Genomic DNA, 23,748 nt, shown 5'->3' on the forward strand with positions numbered 1-23,748 from the left:
GAGGCGAACATGACTTCAGCCAACATCAGCATCGATGAAGCCACGGCGACGGCCAGGCCAATTCTGGAAATCAAGGACCTCGCCATTACCTTCAAGACCGGTTCCGGTGAGGTAAAGGCCGTCAAGAATGCCCACCTGACCATCATGCCGGGCGAAACGGTCGCCATCGTGGGGGAGTCCGGTTCGGGTAAATCGACGACGGCGCTCGCCGCCATTGGTCTGTTGCCGAACAACGGCCGGGTTTCGGGCGGGCAGATCCTGCTCGACGGCGAGGACATCGCCCATGCGCCTGAGAAGCGGATGATCGAACTTCGCGGCAGCCACATCGGCATGGTTCCACAGGATCCCATGTCCAACCTGAACCCTGTGTGGAAGATCGGCTACCAGGTACGTGAGACGCTCAAGGCCAACGGGCGTCCCGACGGTCCTGAGGACGTGGCCCGTGCACTCGCCGAGGCCGGCCTTCCGGACGCTGCACGTCGGGCAAAGCAGTATCCGCACGAGTTCTCGGGCGGCATGCGTCAGCGTGCTCTGATCGCGATTGGCCTGAGCTGCCAGCCGAAGCTGCTCATCGCCGACGAGCCGACGTCCGCTTTGGATGTCACGGTCCAGAGGAAGATCCTGGACCACCTGGACACCATGACCACGGAGCTCGGAACGTCCGTACTGCTCATTACCCACGACCTCGGCCTTGCCGCCGAACGCGCGGACAAAGTAGTGGTCATGTACCAGGGCAACGTGGTGGAGGCCGGTCCGTCGCTTGAACTGCTCCGGAACCCGCAGCACCCGTACACCAGGCGACTGGTGGAATCTGCGCCTTCTCTGGCCTCCCGCCGCATTCAGGTGGCCAAGGAACAAGGTGTCGAAGCCGAGGACCTGCTGGCACCCACCGTTGCGGCAGAAAGCCGTGCCGCGGACGATGTCCTGCAGATCAAGGACCTTCGCAAGGTCTATAAGCTGCGCCAAGGGTTGGGCCAGGCGACGGACTTCGCGGCCGTCGATGGTGTCAGTTTCAACGTCAAGCGCGGCACCACCACTGCGATTGTGGGTGAGTCGGGTTCCGGCAAATCCACGGTCGCCAAAATGGTGCTCCAGTTGGAGAGCCCCACGGAGGGCCAGATTGTGTTCGACGGCGTCGACACGGCGGGCCTGAAGGGCAAGGAACTGTTCAAGTTCCGGCGTCGCGTGCAACCGATCTTCCAGGATCCTTATGGCTCCCTGGACCCGATGTACAACATCTTCCGAACCATCGAAGAACCGCTCAGGGTCCACAAGATCGGCAACGCGGCCAGTCGGGAAAAGAAGGTCCGGGAGTTGCTGGACCAGGTTGCCTTGCCGCAGACCACCATGCAGCGGTACCCGAACGAACTCTCGGGTGGCCAAAGGCAACGCATTGCCATCGCGCGTGCTTTGGCACTCGACCCCGAAGTCATCATCTGTGATGAGGCCGTCTCCGCTCTGGATGTCCTGGTCCAGGCCCAGGTGCTCAACCTCCTGGCGGAACTGCAGGATAACCTCGGCTTGACCTACTTGTTCATCACCCACGACCTCGCGGTGGTCCGGCAGATCGCCGATCACGTGTGCGTCATGGAGAAGGGCAAGCTCGTGGAAACCGGGAGCACCGACGAGGTGTTCGACAACCCGAAGCAGGCCTACACCCAGGCTCTGCTGGATGCCATCCCGGGTGGCTCCTTGCTGCTGCCCCCGGCGGTGGCATAACCGCCGTCGTACTCCACGGCAGTCGCACTAAAGCGAAGAGCCGGTGGTCCCCGAAAGGGAACCACCGGCTCTTGCCGTTAAGGAGTTGCCGGGCCCGCTCTGCCCGGCCCAGCAGCGGAAATGATTACTGGCTTGGTGCCGGGCTGTCCGTCTCCGGCCGCGGCTGCAAGCCCAGGGAAGCCAGCTGGCCAGCGAGGACTTTACCCAGCTTTTCATGGCCGGAGGGCTTCATGTGTACACCGTCCTGGAGGTCCTTGACGGCGTCGTACCGGGTCAGCCAGTCTCCGGCGCTGACGAACGGGATGTTGTTCTTGGCCGCAACCCGGCTCAGCAAGGCATCCACTTCGGTACGCCGTCCGCCACCGTTATCAGCCCCCTTGGCCAAGGTACCGATCATGGCCAGGCGCGAACCGGGGTAGCGCTTCTTGAGCACCGCGAGGAGGCGTTCGGCATTGGTGGAGATCTGCGTGTCGGAGGCTTTCTGGGCGGCGTCGTTGCCACCGCCCTGGACCACGATCAGCGGGGGAGCGCCATAGGGGAGTACCCAGTCGCCGCGCTGCAGGGCGTCGATGTAGTTTCCGGTCTTGGATGTCGAGGCGACAAAGCCCGTGCCACCCATTCCGGCCACGTAGAGCTTGTAGCCGAGCGCTGCGATGCCGCGCTGCGGCCATGAGTCCTTCGGCTGCGACTGCGAATCGCCAATGAGGACCGCCGTGTGCCTGATGTCGGCGAGGATGACCTCGTTGCGGTCATTCGCCGGGTTCCGGTAGAGGGACCCCACCGGAAGATCCGGAGAGGGGGACGCCGTCGGCAGCCCTTGCGGCTTCTGGGCGGCCGCAGTGGCAGCCGCGACTGGCACGGGCGAGCCTGATGAAAGTGTGGGGGATGGCGTATTCGTCCCGCAGCCTACCGACAGAACGCCTACGGCGATCAACGGTGCGAACAAGCGGAACACGGCCGAAGCTTTTCGCATCGATTTTCTCCGAAGGGCACTGGTTCCTGCAGACATCATGGGGCATGCCAGAGGGAAAATCCAGCGTCTTGAGATGAACTTTCGCAAAACCTGAGCAAGCGTGAGGGAAGGCACATTCGCTCCCAGGATGCCTTGCCTTTTAGGCCCACTCATGCTGGTGCGTTTAGAATAGCCATAGGTGCCCTGTGTCCCGGGGTCTTTTCGTTGTGTGTTCCGGTCCGGAAGATCAGGTATGCGCGCGGATGAAAACAGCTGACTTCACCACTGAAACGAGTCATAAACGCATGTCTGAAACTACCGTTAACACTGCGTCGCGGAGCGATCTGCGCAACGTCGCGATCGTTGCACACGTTGACCACGGCAAGACCACCCTGGTCGATGCCATGCTCAAGCAGACCAACTCCTTCGCTGCCCATGGCGAGGTTGAGGACCGCGTCATGGACTCCGGCGACCTGGAGCGCGAAAAGGGCATCACCATCCTCGCCAAGAACACGACCGTTGCCTACAACGGCCCGTCTTCCAACGGCGAGACCATCACCATCAACGTCATCGACACCCCCGGCCACGCCGACTTCGGTGGCGAGGTGGAGCGCGGCCTGTCCATGGTTGACGGCGTCGTGCTGCTGGTTGACTCCTCCGAGGGTCCGCTGCCCCAGACCCGCTTCGTCTTGCGCAAGGCCCTCGCGGCGCACCTGCCGGTGATCCTGCTGGTCAACAAGACCGACCGTCCTGACGCCCGCATCGACGAGGTTGTCCACGAGTCCATGGACCTCCTCCTTGGCCTGGCTTCGGACCTCGCAGACGAGGTTCCGGACCTTGACCTGGACAAGGTCCTTGAAGTTCCCGTGGTCTACGCCGCCGCCAAGGTTGGCCGCGCTTCCCTGGAGCAGCCGGCCAACGGCTCCGCCCCGGAGAACGAAGACCTTGAGCCGCTGTTCAAGACCATCATCGAGCACATCCCGGCACCGACGTACAACCCGGACGGTGTCCTGCAGGCACACGTGACCAACCTGGACGCTTCCCCGTTCCTCGGCCGCCTCGCCCTGCTCCGTATCTACAACGGCACGCTGCGCAAGGGCCAGCAGGTTGCCTGGGCCCGCCAGAACGGTGAACTGAAGACCGTCAAGATCACCGAGCTCCTCGCCACCAAGGCCCTGGAGCGCGTTCCTGCCGAGTCCGCAGGCCCGGGTGAGATCGTGGCCGTTGCCGGTATCGAGGACATCACCATTGGTGAAACCCTGACGGACGTGGAGAACCCCGAGCCGCTGCCGCTCATCACCGTGGACGATCCCGCGATCTCCATGACCATCGGTATCAACACCTCCCCGCTGGCCGGCAAGGTCAAGGGTGCCAAGGTCACGGCCCGCCAGGTGAAGGACCGCCTGGACAAGGAACTGATCGGTAACGTCTCCATCAAGGTCCTCCCCACCGAACGTCCCGACGCCTGGGAAGTCCAGGGCCGTGGTGAGCTCGCCCTGGCCATCCTCGTGGAGCAGATGCGCCGCGAAGGCTTCGAGTTGACCGTCGGCAAGCCGCAGGTTGTTACCCGCACGGTTGACGGCAAGCTGCACGAGCCGATGGAACACATGACCATTGACGTCCCCGAAGAATACCTCGGCGCCGTTACCCAGCTCATGGCCGCCCGCAAGGGCCGCATGACCAACATGGCCAACCACGGTACCGGCTGGTGCCGCATGGAGTTCATCGTTCCCGCGCGTGGCCTGATCGGTTTCCGCACCCGCTTCCTCACGGACACCCGTGGTGCGGGTATCGCTGCCTCCATTTCCGAAGGCTACGAGCCGTGGGCCGGTCCGATCGAATACCGTACCAACGGTTCGATGGTTGCCGACCGTCCCGGCGTTGTGACGCCGTTCGCCATGATCAACCTCCAGGAGCGCGGTTCCTTCTTCGTGAAGCCCACGTCCGAGGTTTACGAAGGCATGATCGTGGGCGAGAACTCCCGCGCTGACGACATGGACGTGAACATCACCAAGGAAAAGAAGCTCACCAACATGCGTGCAGCTTCCTCGGATTCCTTCGAGAACCTGACCCCGCCGCGCGAGCTGACCCTTGAAGAGTCGCTCGAATTCGCCCGTGAGGACGAGTGCGTCGAGGTCACGCCGGAGGACATCCGTATCCGCAAGGTCATCCTGGACTCCAACGAGCGCGCCAAGGCCAACCGCGCCCGCGCCAAGGCGTAGTGTCCAACAGCCCGGAGCAGTAGTTTGAACAAGAGAGTCGCCAGTGCGGCCCGTGGCATCGCCATGGCCGTGCTGGCGGCTCTTTTTGTCGCCGTAGCCGGGACGGTACTGCACCGGCAAAGTGTGGTGATTTCCGGCGTCGAGCTTTATTGGGGAGCCGGCGCCGCCCTGCTCCTGCTCGCTTCGGTCCAACTGTGGTTGGTGGCGTGGTCGGCTTCGGTGATTCCGACGGCGGTAGCCGGCCTTGTTGCCTATGCCACTGTTGGGTTGTTGTCCTCTGGCGGGCCTGACAAGCGCCTGGTCCTCGGCGACCTGCCGGGAAACGTATGGGTCTTTGGCATTGCCGGTGTGACCCTGTTGATGCTTGTGGTCGCGGCCTGGCTGTTGGCCAGGTGGAAAGCGGCCCTCAGGGACGGTTAACGGCGGACCGCCGGGGTGGCGGTGGCGGAACTTGCTTGGCCGCGATCACCATGGCAAGCGGAATTTCGACGTCGGAGGTCCGGGTCCGCACGGTGCAGCTGTTTCCGTTGACCGCCACCAAGTAGCCCAGCGCGTCCGTTAGACCTTCCTCGATCCTGTACCGGACCACCACCCGGGTACCTGGTTCTGCGGTGAGGAGGAATTGTCTGGGCGGCAAATGCGGGGGAGTCACCGATTCATACTAAGACGCGGGCTAGGTTGGCGTCACAGCCCTGTTGGATAATAGGCTCGGAAGTTCAGTGCCCGGCGTGAAGCCGGCCGTATTAACCCGGCCTTCGCCGGGACAAACCGTTGAGAGGTCTGGGACGTGACGTACGTAATCGCGCAGCCGTGTGTGGATGTCAAGGACAAGGCATGTATTGAAGAATGCCCTGTCGACTGCATTTACGAAGGTGAGCGTTCCCTCTACATCCACCCCGACGAATGTGTCGACTGCGGTGCCTGCGAGCCCGTGTGCCCGGTGGAAGCTATCTACTACGAGGATGACACCCCGGAAGAGTGGGCCGACTACTACAAGGCCAATGTGGAATTCTTCGACGACCTTGGCTCGCCGGGCGGCGCTGCGAAGATCGGCAACACCGGCAAGGACCACCCGTTCATTGCCGCCCTGCCGCCGCAGAACCAAGACCACTAAGGACGGTTGCATCGTTGATTTCCGCGGCACCGGCCTTTGGCCTTAACCTGCCTGACTACCCGTGGGAAGCCATGGCGCCCTACGCTGCCACGGCTGCGAAGCACTCCGGCGGTGCAGTGAATCTGTCCATCGGCACGCCCGTGGATCCTACGCCGGGCCTCATCCGTGACGCTCTCGCTGCGGCTTCTGACGCCCACGGCTATCCCACGGTTCACGGAACCGAGCCGTTGCGGCAGGCCGTGGTGGAGTGGTTTGCCACCCGCCGGGGGGTGCCGGGGCTTGACCCCCGCGACGTCATGCCCACCGTCGGCTCCAAGGAACTGGTGGCCTGGCTCCCGTTCCTGCTCGGCCTGGGCAGTGGTGACGTCGTGGTCAGGCCTACTGTGGCCTATCCGACCTACGACATCGGGGCGATGCTCGCCGGAGCCACCGCGGTGGCCGCCGACAACCTGGATGAACTGGACGCTGCCACCCGCGCCAAGGTGCGGCTGGTGTGGATCAACTCTCCGGGCAATCCCACCGGAAGCGTGCGCAGCGTTGAGTCTTTGCGTGAAATCGTCGACCAGGCCCGCGAGCTCGGTGCCGTCGTGGCCTCCGACGAATGCTATGCCGAACTCGGCTGGGGCGAATGGGATGCGCAGCGGGGTGGCGAAGCAGTGCCGAGCGTCCTGGATCCCCGGGTCACGGGCGGTTCCAGCGACGGGCTGTTGAGCGTCTACTCCCTCAGCAAGCAGTCAAACCTCGCAGGGTACCGGGCGGCCTTCGTTGCCGGAGACTCCGCGATCATGGCCAACCTGGTCAATAGCCGCAAGCACGCCGGGATGATTGTTCCTTTCCCGGTCCAGGAGGCCATGCGTGTGGCCCTTGGGGACGCGGGGCACGTGTTGGCGCAGAAGGACCTCTACCGTAGCCGTCGCGAACGGATCGTTCCCGCGCTTGAGAAGTTCGGCCTGCAGATCCACGAGTCGAAGGCCGGGCTGTACCTCTGGTCCACGGCCGGCGAACCCACATGGGATACGGTGGCGCGCTTTGCCGATCTGGGCATCGTGGTGGGTCCCGGTGTTTTCTACGGCGAGGCGGGCAACGGCTTCATCCGCGTGGCCCTGACCGGTTCCGACGAACGCATTGACGCTGCCGTGGAGAGGTTAAACTCAGCCTCATAACGATGCTGTGACTTGCAGCACAAACGCTGTGTTTCCGCCAGTAACCAGACGGCACGGATTAGTTCCGGGGGGTTACTGGCGGTAACTTTTTAACTGACTATCAATGGTGGCCTTCAATAAGAAAGCACTTCGGCCGTTGGAGCCCTGCAACAGTGGGGCCGAATGCGGCGTCACCAAGAGTTGGTTGGACAAGCGTTCTATAGAGGCCCAGAGGCCTCATGAAGGGGACTCCATGACTGAGACCACCAGCGCGACACTGCGCCATGCCGGCGGCGAACTCGAACTGCCGCGCATCAAGGTTGTAGAAGGAAACGAAGGCTATGACGTTTCCAAGCTGCTGAAGCAGACGGGCGCCGTTGCCTATGACCCCGGCTTCATGAACACAGCCGCCACCACGTCGGCCATCACCTACATCGACGGAGACGCAGGCATCCTGCGCTACCGCGGTTACCCGATCGAGCAGCTGGCCCAGCACTCGAGCTTCCTGGAAGTTTCCTACCTGCTGATCTACGGCAACCTCCCCATGCCCACCGAACTCGAAGAGTTCGATCAGCGCATCCGCCGCCACACGCTCCTCCATGAGGAACTGAAGGGCTTCTTTGGCGGTTTCCCCCGCGACGCGCACCCCATGCCCGTCCTCTCCTCGGCCGTTTCCGCGCTGTCCACCTTCTACCAGGACTCGCTGGATCCGTTCAACGCGGAGCACGTGGAGGTTTCCACCATCCGCCTCATGGCCAAGCTCCCGGTCATCGCGGCGTACGCCCACAAGAAGTCCATCGGCCAGCCCATGCTGTACCCGGACAACTCCATGAACCTCGTGGAGAACTTCCTGCGCCTGAGCTTCGGCCTCCCGGCCGAGCAGTACGAGCTTGATCCCGTTGTGGTCAAGGCGCTGGACCTCCTGCTCATCCTGCACGCCGACCACGAGCAGAACTGCTCCACCTCCACTGTGCGCCTGGTGGGTTCGTCCAACGCGAACCTCTTCGCGTCGGTATCCGCCGGCATCAACGCCCTCTTTGGACCCGCCCACGGTGGCGCCAACGAGGCCGTCCTGAAGATGCTCCGCCAGATCCAGGCCGACGGCATCAAGCCCGAGGACTACATGGAGAAGGTCAAGAACAAGGAAGACGGCGTCCGCCTCATGGGCTTCGGACACCGCGTCTACAAGAACTACGATCCCCGTGCCAAGATCATCAAGGCCACGGCCCACGAGGTCCTCGGCAAGCTCGGCGGCAACGACGAACTGCTGGACATCGCCATGCGCCTTGAAGAGAAGGCCCTCGCGGACGACTACTTCATCCAGCGCAAGCTGTACCCGAACGTCGACTTCTACACTGGCCTCATCTACAAGGCGATGGGCTTCCCGGAGAAGATGTTCACGGTGCTCTTTGCCATTGGCCGCCTTCCGGGCTGGATTGCCCAGTGGCGCGAAATGATCAACGATCCCCAGACCAAGATCGGCCGTCCGCGGCAGCTCTACACGGGGGAGCCGGAGCGCAATTACCCGGCCAACTAATACGGCATTAACGACGGCGGCCGCCCACCTCGCGCGAGGTGGGCGGCCGACGTCGTTAATCGCCGCGGGACGAAAGGCGCAGGACAAGCATCGCGAGGTCACTTAGCGCCATCAGGCGGCCCGTCATGGGCTCTAAGTGACCCCGCGTTGGCTTAGGACGCGTTGTACCCGTAGGGGTTGTTCTTTTGCCAACGCCAGTGGTCCTCGCACATCTGGTCCACGGTCTTGGTGGTGGACCAGCCGAGGTCGGCCAGTGCCGAGGAAGCGTCGGCCCAGAAGGCAGGGAGGTCCCCTGCCCGGCGCCCGGTGATCTCGTAGGGGATCGGCTGCCCAACGGCCTTCTCGAAGGAGCGCAGGACTTCCAGTACGGAGGAACCCTTGCCCGAACCGAGGTTCCAGCGGCGCACACCGGCGCGGGTGGCGATGTGGTTCAGCGCTGCGACGTGTCCATCCGCGAGGTCCACTACGTGGATGTAGTCGCGCTGGGCGGTGCCATCCGGGGTGTCGTAGTCGCCGCCGAACACCATGAGTTTCTCGCGGCGACCCACGGCTACCTGGGCGATGAACGGCACAAGGTTGTTCGGGATGCCCTGGGGGTCTTCGCCGATCCGGCCGGAGGGGTGCGCGCCAACCGGGTTGAAGTAGCGCAGCAGTGCTATGTGCCAGCGGTCGTCCGCGTTGCCAAGGTCGGAGAGGATGTCTTCGATCTGTTCCTTGGTGCGGCCGTAGGGGTTGTTGGCGCCGATCTCCATTTTTTCGATGTAGGGGATCGGGTTGTGCTCGCCGTAGACGGTGGCCGAGGAGCTGAAGACGATGGAACGGACGTTGTGCTTGTCCATGGCGCGGAGCAGGTTCAGGGTGCCCACAATGTTGTTGTAGTAGTAGGCGAGCGGTTCCTGGACGGACTCACCGACGGCCTTGAGGCCGGCGAAGTGGATCACGGCGTCGATCTGGTGCTGGTCGAACACGGCCTCGACGGCGGGTTCGTCCACCAGGTCCACCTCGTGGAAGGCGGCGGTCTTGCCGGTCAACTCGGAGACCCGGCGCAGCGACTCTTCGCTGGAGTTCACGAGGTTGTCGAGGACGACGACGTCGTGGCCGGCTTCCTGGAGGGACAAAACGGTGTGCGAACCGATGTAGCCGGTGCCACCCGTGACAAGAATTTTCATGGTGTCTACGCTATCCGAAAGTAGAGGCACGCCGCTCAGTGTTGAGCGGTGTTGAAGCACGTTCGTGCTAGAAAATACTGGTGCCCAAAATTGTTGATGCCGAAGCCCGGCGCCAGGAAGTCGTCCAAGCAGTATTCCGCATCATAGCCAGCGACGGCTTGGAAAGGGCATCCCTCCGGGAAGTGGCCGACGAGGCAGGGCTGGCCGTGGGCTCCGTACGGCACTACTTTTCCAGCAGCGACGAACTCTTGGTGTTCTCTTTTGGAACCGTTATCGACCGCATCACGGCCCGCCTCGAGGCCGCGCTGGATACTGTCCGGGATCACGCCGCAGGCAGCCCGGAACGCCATGCCTCCGTACTCAATCTCTTGGGCCAGTTCCTTCCCCTGGACGAGGAATCGGCCGTCGACGCCTGTGTCTGGATGGCGTTCCGGCATGCCGCCCGCATCAACCCAGTGTTTGCCGCCGAGGCGGAACGCAGCCACCGGTCCGTCGCCGCCGTCGTGGGTCAACTCATTGTCCTCCTGAGCCCGGGGGAGGCCGGAGCGCCGCAAACCCTGGTGACCGAGGCCGAACGGCTGCTCGCCACCCTGGACGGACTGTGCATGCACGCGTTGCTGCAGCCGGAGTGGATGACGGCGGAAATGTGCAGTGACGTGTTGACGGCCCATCTGGCAGTCTTTGACGCTGTTCCTGCCGCCGGCTAGGCCAAAGCGGTTGCGCCTCCGCCGTTAACGTGGCGGCGCTTCGGGAATAGACTGGGACATGTCGGGAACCTGCCCAAGGGAGGAATTCGGATGCATGAGTCAGGCGGCCCGGGATGGCGCATCACCATGGACACGTCCGGGCCGATGCTCATCGCGTTGTACTTGCGTGATGTGGCCGGACTCGACGGTGCCGGAAAACCGATGCTCTCCCATGCTTCTCCCAAGGTCCGCCACGCCGACCACAGCCACCTCACCTCGGACGTTGGCGGCATCAGTGCGTTGAAGACGGAGTGGGAGGCCTGGTGGGAGAAGCTCGTGAAGTCTTATCCCAAACCCGCACTGGAGTTGGCGCCCCCGAGCTTCAAGGCCTTCGGAAATTCCCCTGCCCTCCAGCGCGTCCTGCAAGCCCATTTCGGTTCGGCCCTGGGCTGGGCCACCGACAGGATCGATGAATACGCGGACATGGAGGCTGCCCGCGAAGCGAACGGAATCACGAGCGTCCTCAACGAGATGGTGGAGGACCGGTTGCTGGAAGTTGGCCGGAGCTCGCGCGACTTCGATCTCACCATCATCGAGTTGCCGCTCAATGAGCCGCGCGCCTGGTACCTCGAACCCAGCACCATGATCATGAGCCACCGGCTGTTGTCCCAGCCCGACGTGTTCCGGAGCTACGTCCAACCGGTGGTTGAGCTGCTCGCCTGACCAGGCGTTAGGTGGTGGGGGCCGAAACCGTGATGGTCAGCGTATCCGACGGCGCTGCCGCGTCGGTCCAGCCGTTGCGCTTCTCCCGATTCCAGGTGTGCCCGGCTACGTCCACTTGTGTGATGGACAGTTCCTTGGCATTCGCCACGGCCCAGTGCCCGATCGCCCAGGCCTGGGTCCCCGTCACGTCCACATGCACCGAGCGTCCCTCGACACTGCTCGCCTGGGCGCCGAACGCCGTCGTGAGTTCATTGACGACGGCGGCAGGGTCACCTGCCGCGTCGGGCATCCGGAGTTCGCAACTCAAAGCGGACTCGGAATGGCCCGTCAGTGCAGAGGCAAAGGCGCGGCCCATGGGCTCATGCTGCGCGTAGGCGCGGGGGAACGCGGATCGCTGGACGGCCTGGGCAGCTTGGGTTACTTCCATGCTCTCGTAGCCCGGGATCTTTGCCAGTCCGTCGTAGAAGGCGTTGGCCGCATACAAAGGGTCCATGACCTGCGCCTCGGTGCCCCAGCCCTGCGATGGCCGTTGTTGGAAGAGCCCTCGGGAATCAGGGCCCGCCTCGTCACCGTAGTTGATGTTGCGCAACCGGGATTCCTGCATGGCCGTGGCGAGGGCGATGCTCGCAGCACGAGGAGGCATGCCGCGGCGGACGGAGATGGCCGCGATAAGGGATGCGTTGGCGGATTGGTCGGTAGCGAGTTCGTAACTCTCAGACCCCACCACAGCGACGCAGCGCTCCGAGACAAGGGTCTCGGAGCGCTGCAGCACTGCGACTATTGCGTAGATGGCGCCTGCCACGAGGGCCAAGGCCAACACCGCCACGATGGCGCGGCGCAAGCGGCGCATGGTTTCTCTCCCCCTAGTTGGCGTGCAGAGCCTCGTTCAGTTCCACGGTCTGGCCTGCCCGCGGCAGGACCTCAACGCCACCGGTGGTGGAGTTACGGCGGAACAGGAGGTTTGGAACGCCGGAGAGTTCGACGGCCTTGATGATCTTGCTGGTGTCCTCGCCGTTCTCGTCCTTCGGGCCCGGAACACGGACGCGGGTGCCAGCCGTGACGTACAGTCCGGCTTCGACCACGGAATCGTCGCCGATGCTGATGCCAACGCCGGAGTTGGCGCCGAGCAGTACCCGCTCACCGAGGGCAATCTTTTCCTTGCCGCCACCGGAGAGCGTGCCCATGATGGACGCGCCACCGCCAACGTCCGTGCCGTCCCCTGCCACAACACCCGCGGAGATACGGCCTTCAACCATGGACGTGCCCAAGGTGCCGGCGTTGAAGTTCACAAAGCCCTCGTGCATCACGGTGGTGCCCTCGGCCAGGTGTGCACCCAAGCGGACGCGGTCTGCGTCGGCAATACGAACGCCGGTGGGAACCACATAGTCCACCATGCGCGGGAACTTGTCCACGCCGTAGACAACCACATTGCCGCGCTTGCGCAGGCGGGCGCGCGTCAGTTCGAAGCCTTCCACGGCTGCAGGGCCGAAGTTGGTCCACACGACGTTGGGCAGCTTGCCGAAGACGCCGTCCAAGTTGATGCTGTTCGGCTTGACCAGGCGGTGCGAGAGCAGGTGCAGGCGGAGGTAGGCGTCGGCGGTGTCTGCCGGGGCGGCGTCCAGATCGATCTGAGCAAAGACAACCTTCTGCTCCGTGCCCCGGTCGGCATCCTTGCCTTCTTCGGCAAGGGCGGTAAGGGAGGGTTCGGCGTTTTCAACGTCGCGAAGGGTTTCGGCGGCTACGCCCAGCGACGGGGCCGGGTACCAGACGTCCAGAACGGTGGCTTCCCCGGAGGCCGAGGTAGCGATCGTGGCGAGGCCGAATCCGTAGGCCGATCGGTCGTTAACGGGCGCGCTTGCGGGCACAGCAGAAGAAGCAGTTTCAGTCATGGGGCCAAGTGTATCGATCACGTGCAGCGCGGCTGAAACCCGTTCCACGGACTGGGAGGTCGCATTTCCCGTCGAAGGGGCGAACGCCATGGCGTTAAGGTGGAAGGGTGACCCTGAACCCTGCACCTGCCCTCCTTGACCTGCGCCAGGATGTCGCTTTGCTGACGGCCGCGCTCATCGACGTGAACAGCGTCTCCGGGAACGAAACCGAGCTCGCCGACGCCGTGGAATCCGCCCTGCGTGCGATTCCCCAGTACACCGTGGTGCGCGACGGCGACGCGATCATTGCCCGGACTGAACTGGGCCGCTCTGAGCGGGTCATCCTGGCTGGCCATCTGGACACGGTTCCGCTGCCCACCGTACCGGGCTCGTTGGGGACCGTTCCCGCCACGTGGGAATCGGGCGTCCCGGGCGAGGGCGTGCTCTACGGCCGCGGGACCACGGACATGAAGGGTGGCGTCGCCGTGCAGCTTGCGCTGGCTGCGACACTGTTCGACGGCGGCACGCAACCGGACAAGGATGTCACCTTTGTCTTTTACGACCACGAGGAAGTGGAAGCGGTGAAGAGCGGTTTGGGCCGCTTGGTCCGCAACCATGGGGACCTGCTGGACGGAGATTTCGCAATCCTCCTGGAACCGACGCACGGAACCGTGGAGGGAGGCTGCAACGGAACCAGCCGTTTCGAGGCCACCACGGTGGGCGAGACGGCACACTCCGCCCGCGCCTGGATGGGCAGCAACGCGATCCACGCCGCGGCGCCCATTCTCGCCAGGCTCGCCGCGTATGAGCCACGGACCATCAACGTTGACGGCCTGGACTACCGGGAAAGCCTCAACGCCGTGAAGATCAACGGCGGTACTGCCGGGAACGTGATCCCAGACCGCTGCGTAGTGGAGATCAATTACCGCTTCGCCCCGGACAAGACACCTGACCAGGCCGAAGCCCACGTCCGCGAACTCCTTGAGGGCTTCGACGTCGTCCGCACCGACGCCGCAGCCGGGGCGCGCCCTGGACTGAACCATCCTGCCGCGGCGTCCTTCGTTGCCGCAGTGGGAGCCGAGCCCAAGCCCAAATACGGCTGGACCGACGTCGCGCGTTTCAGCGAGTTGGGCATCCCGGCGGTGAACTTCGGGCCCGGCGATCCACTGTTGGCGCACAAAGACAACGAACACGTCGACGCCGACGCCATCCGTGAGTGCCTGCGTGCACTGCGGACGTGGCTGGGACAGTAGATACCGAACGGCTGAAAGACGAGGAGGGGTCCCCAGCCATGCGGCTGGGGACCCCTCCTGGTAGCCCGAGTGGCTGCTACTTACTTGGGCCTGAAGTATCTTTGTGCTCCGGCGCCGGAACCACATTCTGGGCAACGGGATCGTTGCCGGTGCCTTCAAGGCCTGTGCGGATTGTTGCTGGGGCAACCCCTCCCGCCGCTTTCCTGGACCCGCGGCGTTCAATCCAGATGGCAATCCGGGACACCGTGAGGTTGATCAGGATGTAGATGGCGGCACCCACGAAGAACGCGGGGAACAGGAAATCGGGGCCAAGGAAGTCGGCCATGATCTGGATCTTGCGGAGCAGTTCCTCGTAGCCGACGATGTAGCCCAGTGAGGTGTCCTTGAGGAGCACCACGAGCTGGGCCACCAGGGACGGAAGCATCCGCCGGGTAGCCTGCGGGAACTCGATGATCATCCGCGACTGGAAGCTCCGCAGGCCGATCGCCAAACCGGCCTCACGCTGTCCCTTGGGAAGCGACTGGATACCGGCCCGGAGGATCTCCGCGAAGATGGCCGCGTTGTAAAGGACCAGGCCCGCGACGACTGCGACGAACTGGCCGGTGGCGAAAACCAGCAGCACGAACAACATCATGAGGACCACGGGCATGCCGCGGAGGAACTCCAGGACGACCTGCGTTGGAACCCGGATCCAGGAAATGAGCGAAATCCGGAGCAGGCAGAGGGCAATCCCGAGGGGGAACGCGATGACGGCGGCCACTGCGGCTGCCACCAGCGTGGACACGATGCCCTGGCCGATCAGGTTCCAGACGTCCGGAGCCATGGGGCCGTAGAAGATTTCCCAACGGTCGGCGTCGAAAATTCCCTGCTGCGCAAGAGTCGTGACCGCCAGGGCAAGGACGCCCAGGATGATCAGGATGCCGGCAGCGGATCCGAGCAGCGAATAGAGGCGGGCCTTGGGGCCGGGGACGTCGTACAGGACCGATGTCATCGGGCAATCGCCACCTTTCGTTCGACGAAGTGCGCAAGGAGACCAAGTGGCACGGTGATCAGCAGGTAGAAGAACGCGACGCCGAGCAGGATCCACAGGACCTGGTCGCCGTAGTCATTGGAGAGCTTGCGGCCGTAGCCGAAGAGTTCAAGGACAAAGAAGGCGCCGGCTACCGATGAGTTCTTCACCAGGGCGATCACAATGTTGATCAACGGCGGAACCACCGTCCTGAGGGCCTGCGGGAGGACGATGAAACCCAGGACCTGGGTGAAGGTCATTCCGATGCTTCGTGCCGCTTCGGCCTGGCCCACGGGAACGCTGTTCACACCGGAGCGGACGGCTTCGGCGACGAACGCTGCGGTGTACGAGCTCAGGGCAATGATGGCCGCGACCTCGAACTGGTCGAATTTGATGCCAAGCCGGGGAAGGACAATGGCGGAGAAGAAGAAGATGATCGTCAGCGGAGTGTTTCGGGCGACTTCCACGTAGAACATGCTGAAGCCGCGCAATGCAGCAACAGGCGAAACCCTCATGGCGGCGAGGATGGTGCCCACGATGAGGGCGATGACTCCGGAAATGACGGAGAGATAGAGGGTGCGGAGAAATCCGTCCCAGTATTGGGGGAGGCTTGCTATGACGGCGTCCATGGCTTCCTTTGGCTGCAGCTAATCACGGAACAGGGTCCTTGGTTTCAGTAACTGCCGCCGCCCTGTGAGGAGCGGCGGCAGTTACCGGACACCGACTAGTAGCGGTTGATGGCAGGAAGTTCAGGTGTGGTCTTGATGACCTTGCCTGCCGTTGCTTCCCAGGCCTTCTTGTAGTCGCCATCCTTCTGGAGGGCTTCCAGCTGGTCGTTGATCCAGTTGCGGAAGGTGGTGTCGTCCTTCTTCAGGCCGATGCCGTAGGGCTCCTTGGTGAAGGTCTCGTCCGAGGCGAGCTTGAAGGCGTCCGGTTCCTTGTCCACGTAACCGGCCAGGATCACGTTGTCCGTGGTCACTGCGACAACCTGCTTGTTGCGCAGCGGCTCCAGGCATGCGGTGTAGGTAGCGGCCGGAACAACTTCAGCACCGTACTTTTCGGCGATGGTCTTGGCAGGGGTGGAGCCGGTCACGGAGCATACCTTCTTGCCCTTGACGTCCTCCGGCTTGGTGATGGAGTTGTCATCCTTGTTCACCAGCAGCGCCTGGCCTGCCTCGTAGTACGGTCCGGCGAAGGAGACCTTTTCCTTGCGGGCGTCGTTGATGGTGTACGTGGCGATGACCAGATCCACACGGCCCTGCTCGATGAACGATTCGCGGTTCTGCGAAACGGTCTCGACCCATTCGATCTTGTCCGCGGGGATGCCCAGCTTGGCTGCAATGGCCTTGCCGATTTCAACGTCGAAACCAACAGGCTTGCCGTCCAGGCCCTTCTGGCCGAAGAGCGGCTGGTCGAACTTGGTGCCGATGGTGATCTTCTGGGCCTTGTTGAGCTTCTCCATGGTGGTGCCGGCTTCAAAGCTCGCCGAGGCAACCGGGGGAGTGGTGGAGCTCCCGCCACCACCGCAGGCGCTGAGCGAGAGGGCCAGCGCAGCTGATGCGGCGACCAGGAGGGACTTCCTCCGGGTGAACAGAGACTTCATGACGTTCCTTTCATTGATAGGCCGCTTTACGGCCGGGTGCGTTTCCTTGCAGCCTGGGTGCGGGCCGGCAGGGAGCTAGTGGGTCAGGAGTTTGGACAGGAAGTCCTTGGCGCGGCTGCTCTTCGGATTCGTGAAGAATTCCTCGGGCGCCGCGTCCTCGACGATTTGGCCGTCTGCCATGAACACCACGCGGTCAGCCGCTTTCCGGGCAAATCCCATCTCGTGGGTGACCACGATCATGGTCATGCCTTCCTTGGCGAGCTGGATCATGACGTCCAGGACCTCGTTGATCATTTCGGGGTCCAAGGCCGAGGTGGGTTCGTCGAAAAGCATCACCTTGGGCTTCATGGCCAGTGCGCGGGCGATTGCGACACGTTGCTGCTGGCCGCCTGAGAGCTGCGCGGGAAGCTTCGGTGCCTGATGCCCAACGCCTACGCGCTCCAGGAGCGCCATGGCCTCGCGCTCCGCGGTGCCTTTGGCTACGCCCTTGACCTTGATGGGGCCCAGGGTGACGTTCTCCAGGATCGTCTTGTGGGCGAACAGGTTGAAGGACTGAAAGACCATTCCGACGTCGGCTCGCAGGTGGGCGAGTTCCTTGCCTTCTTCGGGAAGCTTCTTTCCGTCGATCGAGATGTCGCCGTCGTCGATCGTTTCCAAACGGTTGATGGCACGGCACAAAGTGGACTTACCGGAACCGGAGGGTCCGATGACCACTACAACCTCACCCTTCTTGACCTGAAGGTTGATGTCTTTGAGGACGTGCAATTGACCGTAGTGTTTGTTGACGCTGTTCAGGGAGACGAGCGCATCGCCGGACACTTGAGTAGTCATAGCTCGAATCTAGCGAACAAGTAAGTAAATATGACCACGGTCACGGCAAGTTCTTTCAGATCGTGACTGAACAGAAACCTGCTTTCCAGCGATATATCAGACTGCAATGCAAACACACGGGTCAACGGGCAGTGCACCCCTGCAATAGCGCTAGCCTTGGGCAATGAGTATCAGCCAGCACCCAGTTCCCAGCCCCGACGCGAACGGTCGCGTGGGGAGCAGCGCGCCACTTCCATCACCGGTTGCGCCAGCTAAACACAAAGGCCCACTGGAACTGCGTCGGAAACAGGCTGACACCGGTATGTCCGACCAGCATTTGCTGGACACCAGCGGCGCCGGACAGTTCATTCATACGGACCCGTGGCGCGTGTTGCGCATTCAAAGCGAATTCGTCGAGGGCTTCGGTGCATTGGCGGACATTGGTCCCGCGGTGAGTGTTTTTGGCTCTGCCCGGACACGCCCCGGAACCGAGTACTACGAAATGGCCGTGGATGTAGGCCGGAAATTGGCCGAAGCCGGGGTGGCTGTCATCACCGGTGGCGGACCGGGCTCCATGGAAGCGGCCAACAAGGGCGCCGTCGAAGGCAATGGAGTCTCAGTGGGCCTCGGCATTGAGTTGCCTTTCGAACAGGGACTCAACCAATGGGTGGACCTGGGTATCAACTTCCGTTACTTCTTCGCCCGGAAAACGATGTTCGTGAAGTACGCGCAAGGCTTCGTGGTTCTCCCCGGCGGACTCGGCACCCTCGACGAGCTCTTCGAGGCCATGGTCCTGGTCCAGACGCGAAAGGTCACATCGTTCCCGATCGTGCTCCTGGGGGTCCGCTTCTGGGGTCCGATGATCGAATGGATCCGGGACACGCTGGTTGCCGAAGGCATGGTGTCCGAGAAGGACCTGGATCTCATCCAGCTCGTGGACGATCCTGCGGACGCCGTGCATCGGGTGCTCCACGGAACGCCTTTGCCGACGCCCACAGGGGAACAACGCCCGGAGTAGGGATTCCTTTCTGGCACGATGGTCCCTGTGAGCTTTTTCCTCGTGTTTCTCGCAATCGTCCTCGTCGGGGCGGCGTTGTTCTTTGGCGCAGGGATTGTCCGCGGCCGTTCCTTGGGAGCGGGCCTGGACGATCCCACGCCCAATCTGCCCCCGGTCCTCCTTCCGGGCCAGGCCGACGCCACCGACGTTGACGACCTGCGTTTTGCCCTGGGGCTGCGGGGCTACCGCATGGACCAAGTGGACCAGGTACTCGACGAGCTCCGTGACCAGTTGCTCGCCAAGGACCGTGAGATTGAACGGCTCAAAGGCCTCCTGCCCACGGATCCGGACGGCGATGGATCTGTGCGGGCAGCGCAATGAGTGTTCCCCTTCCGCCTGCGCCCGCCGCGGAGGGTGTCACAGCCTGTCTCGGCAAGGTCGTGTTGCGGGCCGGCAACCTGGTTGCCGGCTGGCCGTGGTGGGTCCAGGTGGCCTTGGTGTATCTGGCCGCAAGGCTAGTCAGCGCAGCGATCTTTGCGGCCGCCGCCATTCATCAAGGGACCAATCCGTGGTTCCCGCCGGCGCCGGATTACTGGAAATTCATCACCATCTGGGATGGTCGCTGGTACCAGCAGGCCGCCGACAACGGCTACCCCTCGGAGCTGCCCGTTGACCAGAACGGCGTGGTCAAGGAAAACGCCTGGGCGTTCTACGCACTGTTCCCTTTCCTGGCGCGGGGTGTTGGCGCCATCACCGGACTTGGCACACTGCAGTCCCTGACGGCGATCGCAATGGTTGCGGGGTTGTTCGCCGCTTTGGTGATTTTTAAGCTGTTCCGGGAAGTGACGGGCCGGCGTGCCGCCATGTGGGGTGTGGTTTTCGTTTCCACGTTTCCCATCTCTCCGATCCTCCAGGTCCCCTACGCGGAGTCGTTGAACCTGCTCTTGTTGGCAGCTTCGCTTTTGTTGGTGGTGCGGCGCCGCTACGTTGCGGCCATCCCGGTGGTAGTCCTCATGTGCTTTTCGCGGCCAACGGGTGTTCCCTTTGCTGCAATGCTTGGGCTGCTCCTGCTGTGGCGGCTATGGCAGCGGTTCGGCCCGGCACGGCAAAGCGACGCGGCCACGTCGAAGGGGTCGCTGTGGTCCCTGGCTGTCCTGGTGTGCATCACCGGAGCTGCCGCGCTGGCCTGGCCGGTGATTGCCTGGGCCGTGACGGGTGATCCCGCGGCTTATACGCGTACTGAGACCGCCTGGCGGGGCGATGAGCTGGTCCCCTTCAAGCCGTGGTTTGATACGGGACGCATGCTCTTCGGCCCTGTCCTGGGAGTCCTCGCCCCGTTCGTCTTTGCCGGCCTCTTTGTGTTGGCCATGGTGTCCAAGCCCGTCCGGGCCTTGGGAATGGAGCTGCGGCTTTGGTGCGCGTGCTACATGGGCTACCTGTTGGTATTCCTGCATCCGCAGACCAGTACGTTCCGGATGCTGCTGCCCCTTTTTCCGTTGGCCCTGGGTGCCGCACTGCTTTCGAAATCAAAGGCATACCGCGGCGCCGTGGTGGTCATGTTCCTGCTCCTCCAGATCGTCTGGGTGGTGTGGCTTTGGGCCTGGGCGCAATTGCCCGGAGGCGGGGACTACCCGCCGTGAATTAGTCCATTGATTCGCTACGGGCGGGTAAGTACGGGATAATGAAATACGAGCAAGGACAAAAGCACCGAAAAGTGCCCGGCCAAGGCGGCCTCCCAAGCGTTGCCGCCGGCTGCAATTGCGACGCGGATCCAGCCCGGCCGGGTTGGGCGTGACTTGGGACAAATGGAGGGGATTTTCCTAATGGCGGCTATGAAACCACGTACTGGCGACGGCCCTATGGAAGTGACCAAAGAGGGACGCAGCCTGATTATGCGTGTGCCGCTCGAAGGCGGTGGGCGGCTTGTCGTCGAGCTCAATGCCGCAGAAGCGGAGAACCTCAAGGAATGCCTGGTGGGCGTTACCGAATAGATGCACAAAAACATGGCCCGGCGCATGCCGGGCCTTGTTTTTGTTTAAGCATGGTCAGTTTGTTTTTGCCGGGCGGTAATCAACGCCCGGAAAGCCGAATTGCTATTTCTTGACCGCTACCAGAAGGCCGTCGCCGGTGGGAAGCATTGACGAGACCAGGCGGTCGTCATCGCGAATGGTCTTCCCAACCTGTCGCAGGACTGCCGTGGTGGCCTCCCGCGCAGCGGGATTGGAGACCCTGTCCTTGTCCAGGGCATCGTTGATCACCAGGGTGCCCCGCGACTTGAGGAGCCGCACGGCTTGGTCCACGTAGCGCGGAAAATTCGGCTTGTCGGCATCGATGAAGACCAGGTCATAGGCGTTGTCGGTCAGTCGGGGGAGGACATCGGCGGCCCGGCCGGAGATGGTGCGGATCCGGTTTGCGGGGGATCCGGACTCCAGGAAGGCCTCACGGGCGGCCTTGAGGTGTTCGACGTCGACGTCGATGGTGGTCAGCACAGCTTGCGGCCCCAGCCCGCGCAGGAGGCAAACACCGGAAACGCCGGCGCCCGAGCCAACTTCCACCACTGTCTGCGCTTTTGATGCCGCGGCCAGGACCGTGAGGACGGCGCCCACGCCCGGACTGACCGGGCTGACGCCCAGTTCAAAGGACCGTTCGCGGGCACGCAGCAAGACCTCGTCCTCAGCAGGCAGGTTTTCTGCATAGGACCAGCTGGTTGACTTGTCGGCACTCATGAAGGGATCCGCTTTCCGCGTGGAGGGGGTTTTCCCTACCAGACTACTGTGTTCCGGCCTGCAAACCGGGCGGTCGTGGTCCGGCGGAGGCTGTGTCCGCGCAGGAGGCCGGGCCCCGGATTGCGCTGTGCGGGGAATGTGCAGCCCGATCAGGAAATTCCCAGACAACCCTGACATGATATTTATCCGTTCACCCACGCGTTGAGCGGCACCGGACTCCGGTGAACCACAGTTTGAGGGGAGTGGACGATGCCGGCATCGCATGCTGCGCCAGTCCAAACATCGGAAAGCCACGAGGCCGCTGCTGAATGGGTTATGCCCAGCTGGGAGGAAGTGGTCACGAACCACTCCGCCAAGGTGTACCGCCTCGCCTATCGCCTGACCGGCAATAAGTTCGACGCCGAAGACCTCACCCAGGAAGTCTTCGTCAGGGTGTTCCGCTCGCTGGAGAACTTCAAGCCCGGAACCCTGGACGGTTGGCTGCACCGCATCACCACCAACCTGTTCCTCGACCAGGCCCGCCGCAAGAGCCGCATCCGCTTTGATGCCCTTGCCGAAGACGCTGAGTCACGGCTTCCCGGCCGCGAGCCGGGACCGGAGCAGAGCTTCGAGCACAACAACCTGGACCTGGATGTCCAGCGCGCCCTGGAGGAATTGCCGCCGGACTTCCGCGCCGCCGTCGTTCTTTGCGATCTTGAGGGTCTGTCCTACGACGAGGTGGCCGAGGCGCTGGGCGTGAAGCTGGGCACCGTCAGGTCTCGGATCCACCGCGGCCGTACCATGCTCCGCGAGAAGCTCGCCCACCGCGACCCGAGGTCGGCAGGGGCGCGCAAGCCGCGCTTGAAGATGCCCCGCATCGCCGGCATCCTCTAGGCAGTCGATGCCGGAACGCCACTCGGTACCGGGGCCTCCGCCCCGGCGCAAAATCGCTGACCTTCGCCATTCCCGGAACCCCGGGCACCTGGACCAATGCACGGATTGCCGCCTGGCCCTCAGGCGTGAGCAACAGTATCTGGAGCGCCTGCGGGACTCGGCTGTGCCCCAGGCCAGTGAGGACCTGACGCAGCGGCTCCTGCAGCGGACGCAGCACTTGGCCGGCGAGTCCGATTCACCTTTCGATGACCTGCGGCCGGCCTCCGCCAGCTGGAGGGGTCTGCGCCTTGCCGGTGTCGCGGCCGGCACGCTGGCCGTGAGCGCTGGTGCGTTGGCAATGTCCGCCTACGCGGTGGCCGGGGATCCCATTCCGGAGGCACGCGCTGCGGCCAGCGGCAGCGTCGCTTCGGTGGCAGGGGCCGTGACGGGTGGTCCCGCGGAACTCATGGTCGAGCAAGGGACCAAGACGGTCCGGGCCGTCAGCCTCGGGCCGGAGCAGCTCGCCTCGCTTCGTGAACAAGGATGGGCTTGCCCGGAGTTGTCCGCGATGGGCTTCCACGTGATATCCGCGGAGGCGACGCTCCACAACGGGCACCCAGCGGTGGAGCTCAAGCTGGAAAGCAACGGACATCACGCCACCGTCCTGGAAGAGCACTTGCCCACGGCATCCCAGCCAACAACGGCGCAGCTCACCCTGACCCAGGGAAGTCCCTGGGGTGCCGTGTACCGGACTCCCTCGGGGATCCTCAGCTATTCCTCGGACCTGCCCGCGGAGAAGGCCGATGACGCCGTCCCCGAACTGGTCCGTGCCGCCGATGCCATGGCGGCCAGTTCGGAAGTGCCAGCCGCAGAGACGTGGTCCGACAGGCTGCTGCGCGGCCTCAGGACCTTGCTGCGCCCTGCTGGTTTATGAGCGGCTTCACAGACAAGGTAATCTTCGTAGCGTGTTTGGAATCAACGGTCCGGAGTTCATAGTCCTCCTCATTATCGGCGTACTCGTCATCGGTCCCAGCCGTTTGCCCGAATACACTCAGAAGCTCGCCAACCTGGTGAAGGAAGTGCGCCGGATGGCCTCCGGGGCCAGGGAGCAAATCAAGGAAGAAGTCGGCATCGACATCGATGAAGTCGACTGGAAGAAATACGACCCCCGCCAGTACGATCCCCGCAGGATCATCAAGGACGCGCTCTTCGAAGAGGATTCCAAGCCCTTGAGCGCAGGTGCTCCCGCCGCCACTGCCGCGGTAGCGGCCGCAACTGCTGAAACAAGGCCCCAAGCGCCGGCCCGCGTCATCGAGCGCCTGGCCGAGGGCGAGGCCGCCCCGTTCGACACCGAGGCCACCTGACC

26 protein-coding genes are annotated in these 23,748 nt (G+C 63.3%); 16 read left to right on the forward strand and 10 right to left on the reverse strand.

Annotated features, from left to right (window positions below):
• Positions 1-9: 9 nt before the first annotated feature.
• Complete coding sequence (locus tag ACIPY3_RS02040; protein WP_400329428.1) at positions 10-1,719, forward strand: ABC transporter ATP-binding protein; 1,710 nt, start codon at positions 10-12, stop codon at positions 1,717-1,719.
• A 124-nt stretch (positions 1,720-1,843) separates the two neighbouring features.
• On the opposite strand, the gene ACIPY3_RS02045 is transcribed toward ACIPY3_RS02040, so the two are convergent.
• On the reverse strand, positions 1,844-2,578 hold the full coding sequence (locus ACIPY3_RS02045; protein ID WP_400329430.1) for an SGNH/GDSL hydrolase family protein: 735 nt from the start codon (positions 2,576-2,578) through the stop codon (positions 1,844-1,846).
• A gap of 398 nt (positions 2,579-2,976) precedes the next feature.
• On the opposite strand from ACIPY3_RS02045, the gene typA reads away from it, so the two are divergent.
• The gene (gene typA / locus ACIPY3_RS02050; protein ID WP_400329433.1) at positions 2,977-4,893 is read left to right on the forward strand and encodes a translational GTPase TypA; all 1,917 of its coding nucleotides are present in this window, start codon (positions 2,977-2,979) and stop codon (positions 4,891-4,893) included.
• A gap of 24 nt (positions 4,894-4,917) precedes the next feature.
• Complete coding sequence (locus ACIPY3_RS02055) at positions 4,918-5,313, forward strand: hypothetical protein (protein WP_400329435.1); 396 nt, start codon at positions 4,918-4,920, stop codon at positions 5,311-5,313.
• Here ACIPY3_RS02055 and ACIPY3_RS02060 read toward each other — a convergent pair.
• Positions 5,300-5,545, reverse strand: a complete 246-nt coding sequence (locus tag ACIPY3_RS02060) for a hypothetical protein (protein WP_400329437.1) — start codon at positions 5,543-5,545, stop codon at positions 5,300-5,302. The two genes, ACIPY3_RS02055 and ACIPY3_RS02060, sit on opposite strands and share 14 nt — an antisense overlap.
• A 135-nt stretch (positions 5,546-5,680) precedes the next feature.
• Between ACIPY3_RS02060 and fdxA the strand changes: the two genes are divergently transcribed.
• From fdxA to ACIPY3_RS02075, 3 genes are all read left to right on the forward strand, one after another.
• Entirely contained in the window at positions 5,681-6,007 is a 327-nt protein-coding gene (gene fdxA / locus ACIPY3_RS02065) for a ferredoxin (protein WP_018776555.1), read from the forward strand.
• 14 nt (positions 6,008-6,021) lie between these two features.
• The gene (gene dapC / locus ACIPY3_RS02070) at positions 6,022-7,170 is read left to right on the forward strand and encodes a succinyldiaminopimelate transaminase (protein WP_400329440.1); all 1,149 of its coding nucleotides are present in this window, start codon (positions 6,022-6,024) and stop codon (positions 7,168-7,170) included.
• 232 nt (positions 7,171-7,402) lie between these two features.
• Positions 7,403-8,686, forward strand: coding sequence for a citrate synthase (locus tag ACIPY3_RS02075; protein ID WP_400329443.1), 1,284 nt, complete (start codon positions 7,403-7,405; stop codon positions 8,684-8,686).
• Positions 8,687-8,838: 152 nt separating this feature from the next.
• On the opposite strand, the gene galE is transcribed toward ACIPY3_RS02075, so the two are convergent.
• Complete coding sequence (gene galE, locus ACIPY3_RS02080) at positions 8,839-9,855, reverse strand: UDP-glucose 4-epimerase GalE (RefSeq protein WP_400329446.1); 1,017 nt, start codon at positions 9,853-9,855, stop codon at positions 8,839-8,841.
• An 80-nt stretch (positions 9,856-9,935) separates the two neighbouring features.
• Between galE and ACIPY3_RS02085 the strand changes: the two genes are divergently transcribed.
• The gene (locus tag ACIPY3_RS02085) at positions 9,936-10,562 is read left to right on the forward strand and encodes a TetR/AcrR family transcriptional regulator (RefSeq protein ID WP_400329448.1); all 627 of its coding nucleotides are present in this window, start codon (positions 9,936-9,938) and stop codon (positions 10,560-10,562) included.
• A 90-nt stretch (positions 10,563-10,652) separates the two neighbouring features.
• Positions 10,653-11,264 (forward strand): hypothetical protein, encoded by a 612-nt coding sequence (locus ACIPY3_RS02090; RefSeq protein ID WP_397322175.1) that lies wholly within the window; start codon positions 10,653-10,655, stop codon positions 11,262-11,264.
• A 7-nt stretch (positions 11,265-11,271) separates the two neighbouring features.
• Here the strand turns inward: ACIPY3_RS02090 and ACIPY3_RS02095 are convergent, their stop codons facing one another.
• Together ACIPY3_RS02095 and dapD are read right to left on the reverse strand one after the other, a co-directional pair.
• On the reverse strand, positions 11,272-12,114 hold the full coding sequence (locus ACIPY3_RS02095; protein WP_400329451.1) for a hypothetical protein: 843 nt from the start codon (positions 12,112-12,114) through the stop codon (positions 11,272-11,274).
• A gap of 13 nt (positions 12,115-12,127) precedes the next feature.
• Complete coding sequence (gene dapD, locus ACIPY3_RS02100) at positions 12,128-13,153, reverse strand: 2,3,4,5-tetrahydropyridine-2,6-dicarboxylate N-succinyltransferase (protein WP_400329454.1); 1,026 nt, start codon at positions 13,151-13,153, stop codon at positions 12,128-12,130.
• Between the two features lie 107 nt (positions 13,154-13,260).
• Here dapD and dapE point away from each other — a divergent pair, with 107 nt between their 5' ends.
• Positions 13,261-14,385 carry a succinyl-diaminopimelate desuccinylase gene (gene dapE, locus ACIPY3_RS02105; RefSeq protein ID WP_400329456.1) on the forward strand — a complete coding sequence of 375 codons (1,125 nt, stop codon included), beginning with the start codon at positions 13,261-13,263 and terminating at the stop codon, positions 14,383-14,385.
• 76 nt (positions 14,386-14,461) lie between these two features.
• On the opposite strand, the gene ACIPY3_RS02110 is transcribed toward dapE, so the two are convergent.
• The 4 genes from ACIPY3_RS02110 to ACIPY3_RS02125 form a co-directional block, all read right to left on the reverse strand.
• Positions 14,462-15,376, reverse strand: coding sequence for an amino acid ABC transporter permease (locus ACIPY3_RS02110; protein ID WP_400329459.1), 915 nt, complete (start codon positions 15,374-15,376; stop codon positions 14,462-14,464).
• Positions 15,373-16,023 (reverse strand): amino acid ABC transporter permease, encoded by a 651-nt coding sequence (locus tag ACIPY3_RS02115; protein ID WP_400329461.1) that lies wholly within the window; start codon positions 16,021-16,023, stop codon positions 15,373-15,375. Before ACIPY3_RS02115 ends, ACIPY3_RS02110 begins: the two co-directional genes overlap by 4 nt.
• Positions 16,024-16,118: 95 nt before the next feature.
• The gene (locus ACIPY3_RS02120; RefSeq protein ID WP_397322182.1) at positions 16,119-16,997 is read right to left on the reverse strand and encodes a glutamate ABC transporter substrate-binding protein; all 879 of its coding nucleotides are present in this window, start codon (positions 16,995-16,997) and stop codon (positions 16,119-16,121) included.
• Between the two features lie 75 nt (positions 16,998-17,072).
• Complete coding sequence (locus ACIPY3_RS02125; protein WP_397322184.1) at positions 17,073-17,828, reverse strand: amino acid ABC transporter ATP-binding protein; 756 nt, start codon at positions 17,826-17,828, stop codon at positions 17,073-17,075.
• 163 nt (positions 17,829-17,991) lie between these two features.
• Between ACIPY3_RS02125 and ACIPY3_RS02130 the strand changes: the two genes are divergently transcribed.
• The 4 genes from ACIPY3_RS02130 (at position 17,992) to ACIPY3_RS02145 (ending at position 20,795) form a co-directional block, all read left to right on the forward strand.
• A complete protein-coding gene (locus ACIPY3_RS02130) occupies positions 17,992-18,825 on the forward strand; it encodes a TIGR00730 family Rossman fold protein (RefSeq protein WP_400329466.1) in 834 nt (277 codons plus the stop codon).
• An 18-nt stretch (positions 18,826-18,843) separates the two neighbouring features.
• Positions 18,844-19,185: a DivIVA domain-containing protein gene (locus ACIPY3_RS02135; RefSeq protein ID WP_400329468.1), complete on the forward strand. Its 342-nt coding sequence runs from the start codon at positions 18,844-18,846 to the stop codon at positions 19,183-19,185.
• A complete protein-coding gene (locus tag ACIPY3_RS02140; protein WP_400329471.1) occupies positions 19,182-20,444 on the forward strand; it encodes a hypothetical protein in 1,263 nt (420 codons plus the stop codon). The genes ACIPY3_RS02135 and ACIPY3_RS02140 overlap by 4 nt, the downstream gene beginning before the upstream one ends.
• Before the next feature lie 183 nt (positions 20,445-20,627).
• Positions 20,628-20,795 carry a DUF3117 domain-containing protein gene (locus tag ACIPY3_RS02145; protein WP_064721643.1) on the forward strand — a complete coding sequence of 56 codons (168 nt, stop codon included), beginning with the start codon at positions 20,628-20,630 and terminating at the stop codon, positions 20,793-20,795.
• 102 nt (positions 20,796-20,897) lie between these two features.
• Here ACIPY3_RS02145 and ACIPY3_RS02150 read toward each other — a convergent pair whose 3' ends face one another.
• The gene (locus ACIPY3_RS02150) at positions 20,898-21,530 is read right to left on the reverse strand and encodes an O-methyltransferase (RefSeq protein WP_400329474.1); all 633 of its coding nucleotides are present in this window, start codon (positions 21,528-21,530) and stop codon (positions 20,898-20,900) included.
• A gap of 249 nt (positions 21,531-21,779) precedes the next feature.
• Between ACIPY3_RS02150 and sigE the strand changes: the two genes are divergently transcribed.
• From sigE to ACIPY3_RS02165, 3 genes are read left to right on the forward strand one after another with little or no spacing between them, the layout of a single operon-like run.
• Complete coding sequence (gene sigE, locus ACIPY3_RS02155; RefSeq protein ID WP_400269721.1) at positions 21,780-22,403, forward strand: RNA polymerase sigma factor SigE; 624 nt, start codon at positions 21,780-21,782, stop codon at positions 22,401-22,403.
• A gap of 7 nt (positions 22,404-22,410) precedes the next feature.
• On the forward strand, positions 22,411-23,316 hold the full coding sequence (locus ACIPY3_RS02160; protein ID WP_400329477.1) for a hypothetical protein: 906 nt from the start codon (positions 22,411-22,413) through the stop codon (positions 23,314-23,316).
• 31 nt (positions 23,317-23,347) lie between these two features.
• Positions 23,348-23,746 carry a Sec-independent protein translocase TatB gene (locus tag ACIPY3_RS02165; protein WP_400329480.1) on the forward strand — a complete coding sequence of 133 codons (399 nt, stop codon included), beginning with the start codon at positions 23,348-23,350 and terminating at the stop codon, positions 23,744-23,746.
• The last annotated feature ends 2 nt before the right edge of the window (positions 23,747-23,748 follow it).

This window comes from Paenarthrobacter sp. NPDC089714 (assembly GCF_044748905.1).
In the GTDB taxonomy this organism is placed as follows: Bacteria; Actinomycetota; Actinomycetes; order Actinomycetales; family Micrococcaceae; genus Arthrobacter.

Bases quoted from the DNA above. Each gene is read 5' to 3' on its own strand.
- ACIPY3_RS02145 (WP_064721643.1), top strand. From the start codon at position 20,628: ATGGCGGCTATGAAACCACGTACTGGCGACGGCCCTATGGAAGTGACC.
- ACIPY3_RS02160 (WP_400329477.1), top strand. From the start codon at position 22,411: ATGCCGGAACGCCACTCGGTACCGGGGCCTCCGCCCCGGCGCAAAATC.
- ACIPY3_RS02150 (WP_400329474.1), bottom strand. From the start codon at position 21,530: ATGAGTGCCGACAAGTCAACCAGCTGGTCCTATGCAGAAAACCTGCCT.
- galE (WP_400329446.1), bottom strand. From the start codon at position 9,855: ATGAAAATTCTTGTCACGGGTGGCACCGGCTACATCGGTTCGCACACC.
- ACIPY3_RS02040 (WP_400329428.1), top strand. From the start codon at position 10: ATGACTTCAGCCAACATCAGCATCGATGAAGCCACGGCGACGGCCAGG.
- ACIPY3_RS02130 (WP_400329466.1), top strand. From the start codon at position 17,992: ATGAGTATCAGCCAGCACCCAGTTCCCAGCCCCGACGCGAACGGTCGC.
- sigE (WP_400269721.1), top strand. From the start codon at position 21,780: ATGCCGGCATCGCATGCTGCGCCAGTCCAAACATCGGAAAGCCACGAG.
- ACIPY3_RS02120 (WP_397322182.1), bottom strand. From the start codon at position 16,997: ATGAAGTCTCTGTTCACCCGGAGGAAGTCCCTCCTGGTCGCCGCATCA.
- typA (WP_400329433.1), top strand. From the start codon at position 2,977: ATGTCTGAAACTACCGTTAACACTGCGTCGCGGAGCGATCTGCGCAAC.
- ACIPY3_RS02110 (WP_400329459.1), bottom strand. From the start codon at position 15,376: ATGACATCGGTCCTGTACGACGTCCCCGGCCCCAAGGCCCGCCTCTAT.
- ACIPY3_RS02115 (WP_400329461.1), bottom strand. From the start codon at position 16,023: ATGGACGCCGTCATAGCAAGCCTCCCCCAATACTGGGACGGATTTCTC.
- ACIPY3_RS02125 (WP_397322184.1), bottom strand. From the start codon at position 17,828: ATGACTACTCAAGTGTCCGGCGATGCGCTCGTCTCCCTGAACAGCGTC.
- ACIPY3_RS02140 (WP_400329471.1), top strand. From the start codon at position 19,182: ATGAGTGTTCCCCTTCCGCCTGCGCCCGCCGCGGAGGGTGTCACAGCC.
- ACIPY3_RS02135 (WP_400329468.1), top strand. From the start codon at position 18,844: ATGGTCCCTGTGAGCTTTTTCCTCGTGTTTCTCGCAATCGTCCTCGTC.
- ACIPY3_RS02095 (WP_400329451.1), bottom strand. From the start codon at position 12,114: ATGCGCCGCTTGCGCCGCGCCATCGTGGCGGTGTTGGCCTTGGCCCTC.
- ACIPY3_RS02090 (WP_397322175.1), top strand. From the start codon at position 10,653: ATGCATGAGTCAGGCGGCCCGGGATGGCGCATCACCATGGACACGTCC.
- dapD (WP_400329454.1), bottom strand. From the start codon at position 13,153: ATGACTGAAACTGCTTCTTCTGCTGTGCCCGCAAGCGCGCCCGTTAAC.
- ACIPY3_RS02075 (WP_400329443.1), top strand. From the start codon at position 7,403: ATGACTGAGACCACCAGCGCGACACTGCGCCATGCCGGCGGCGAACTC.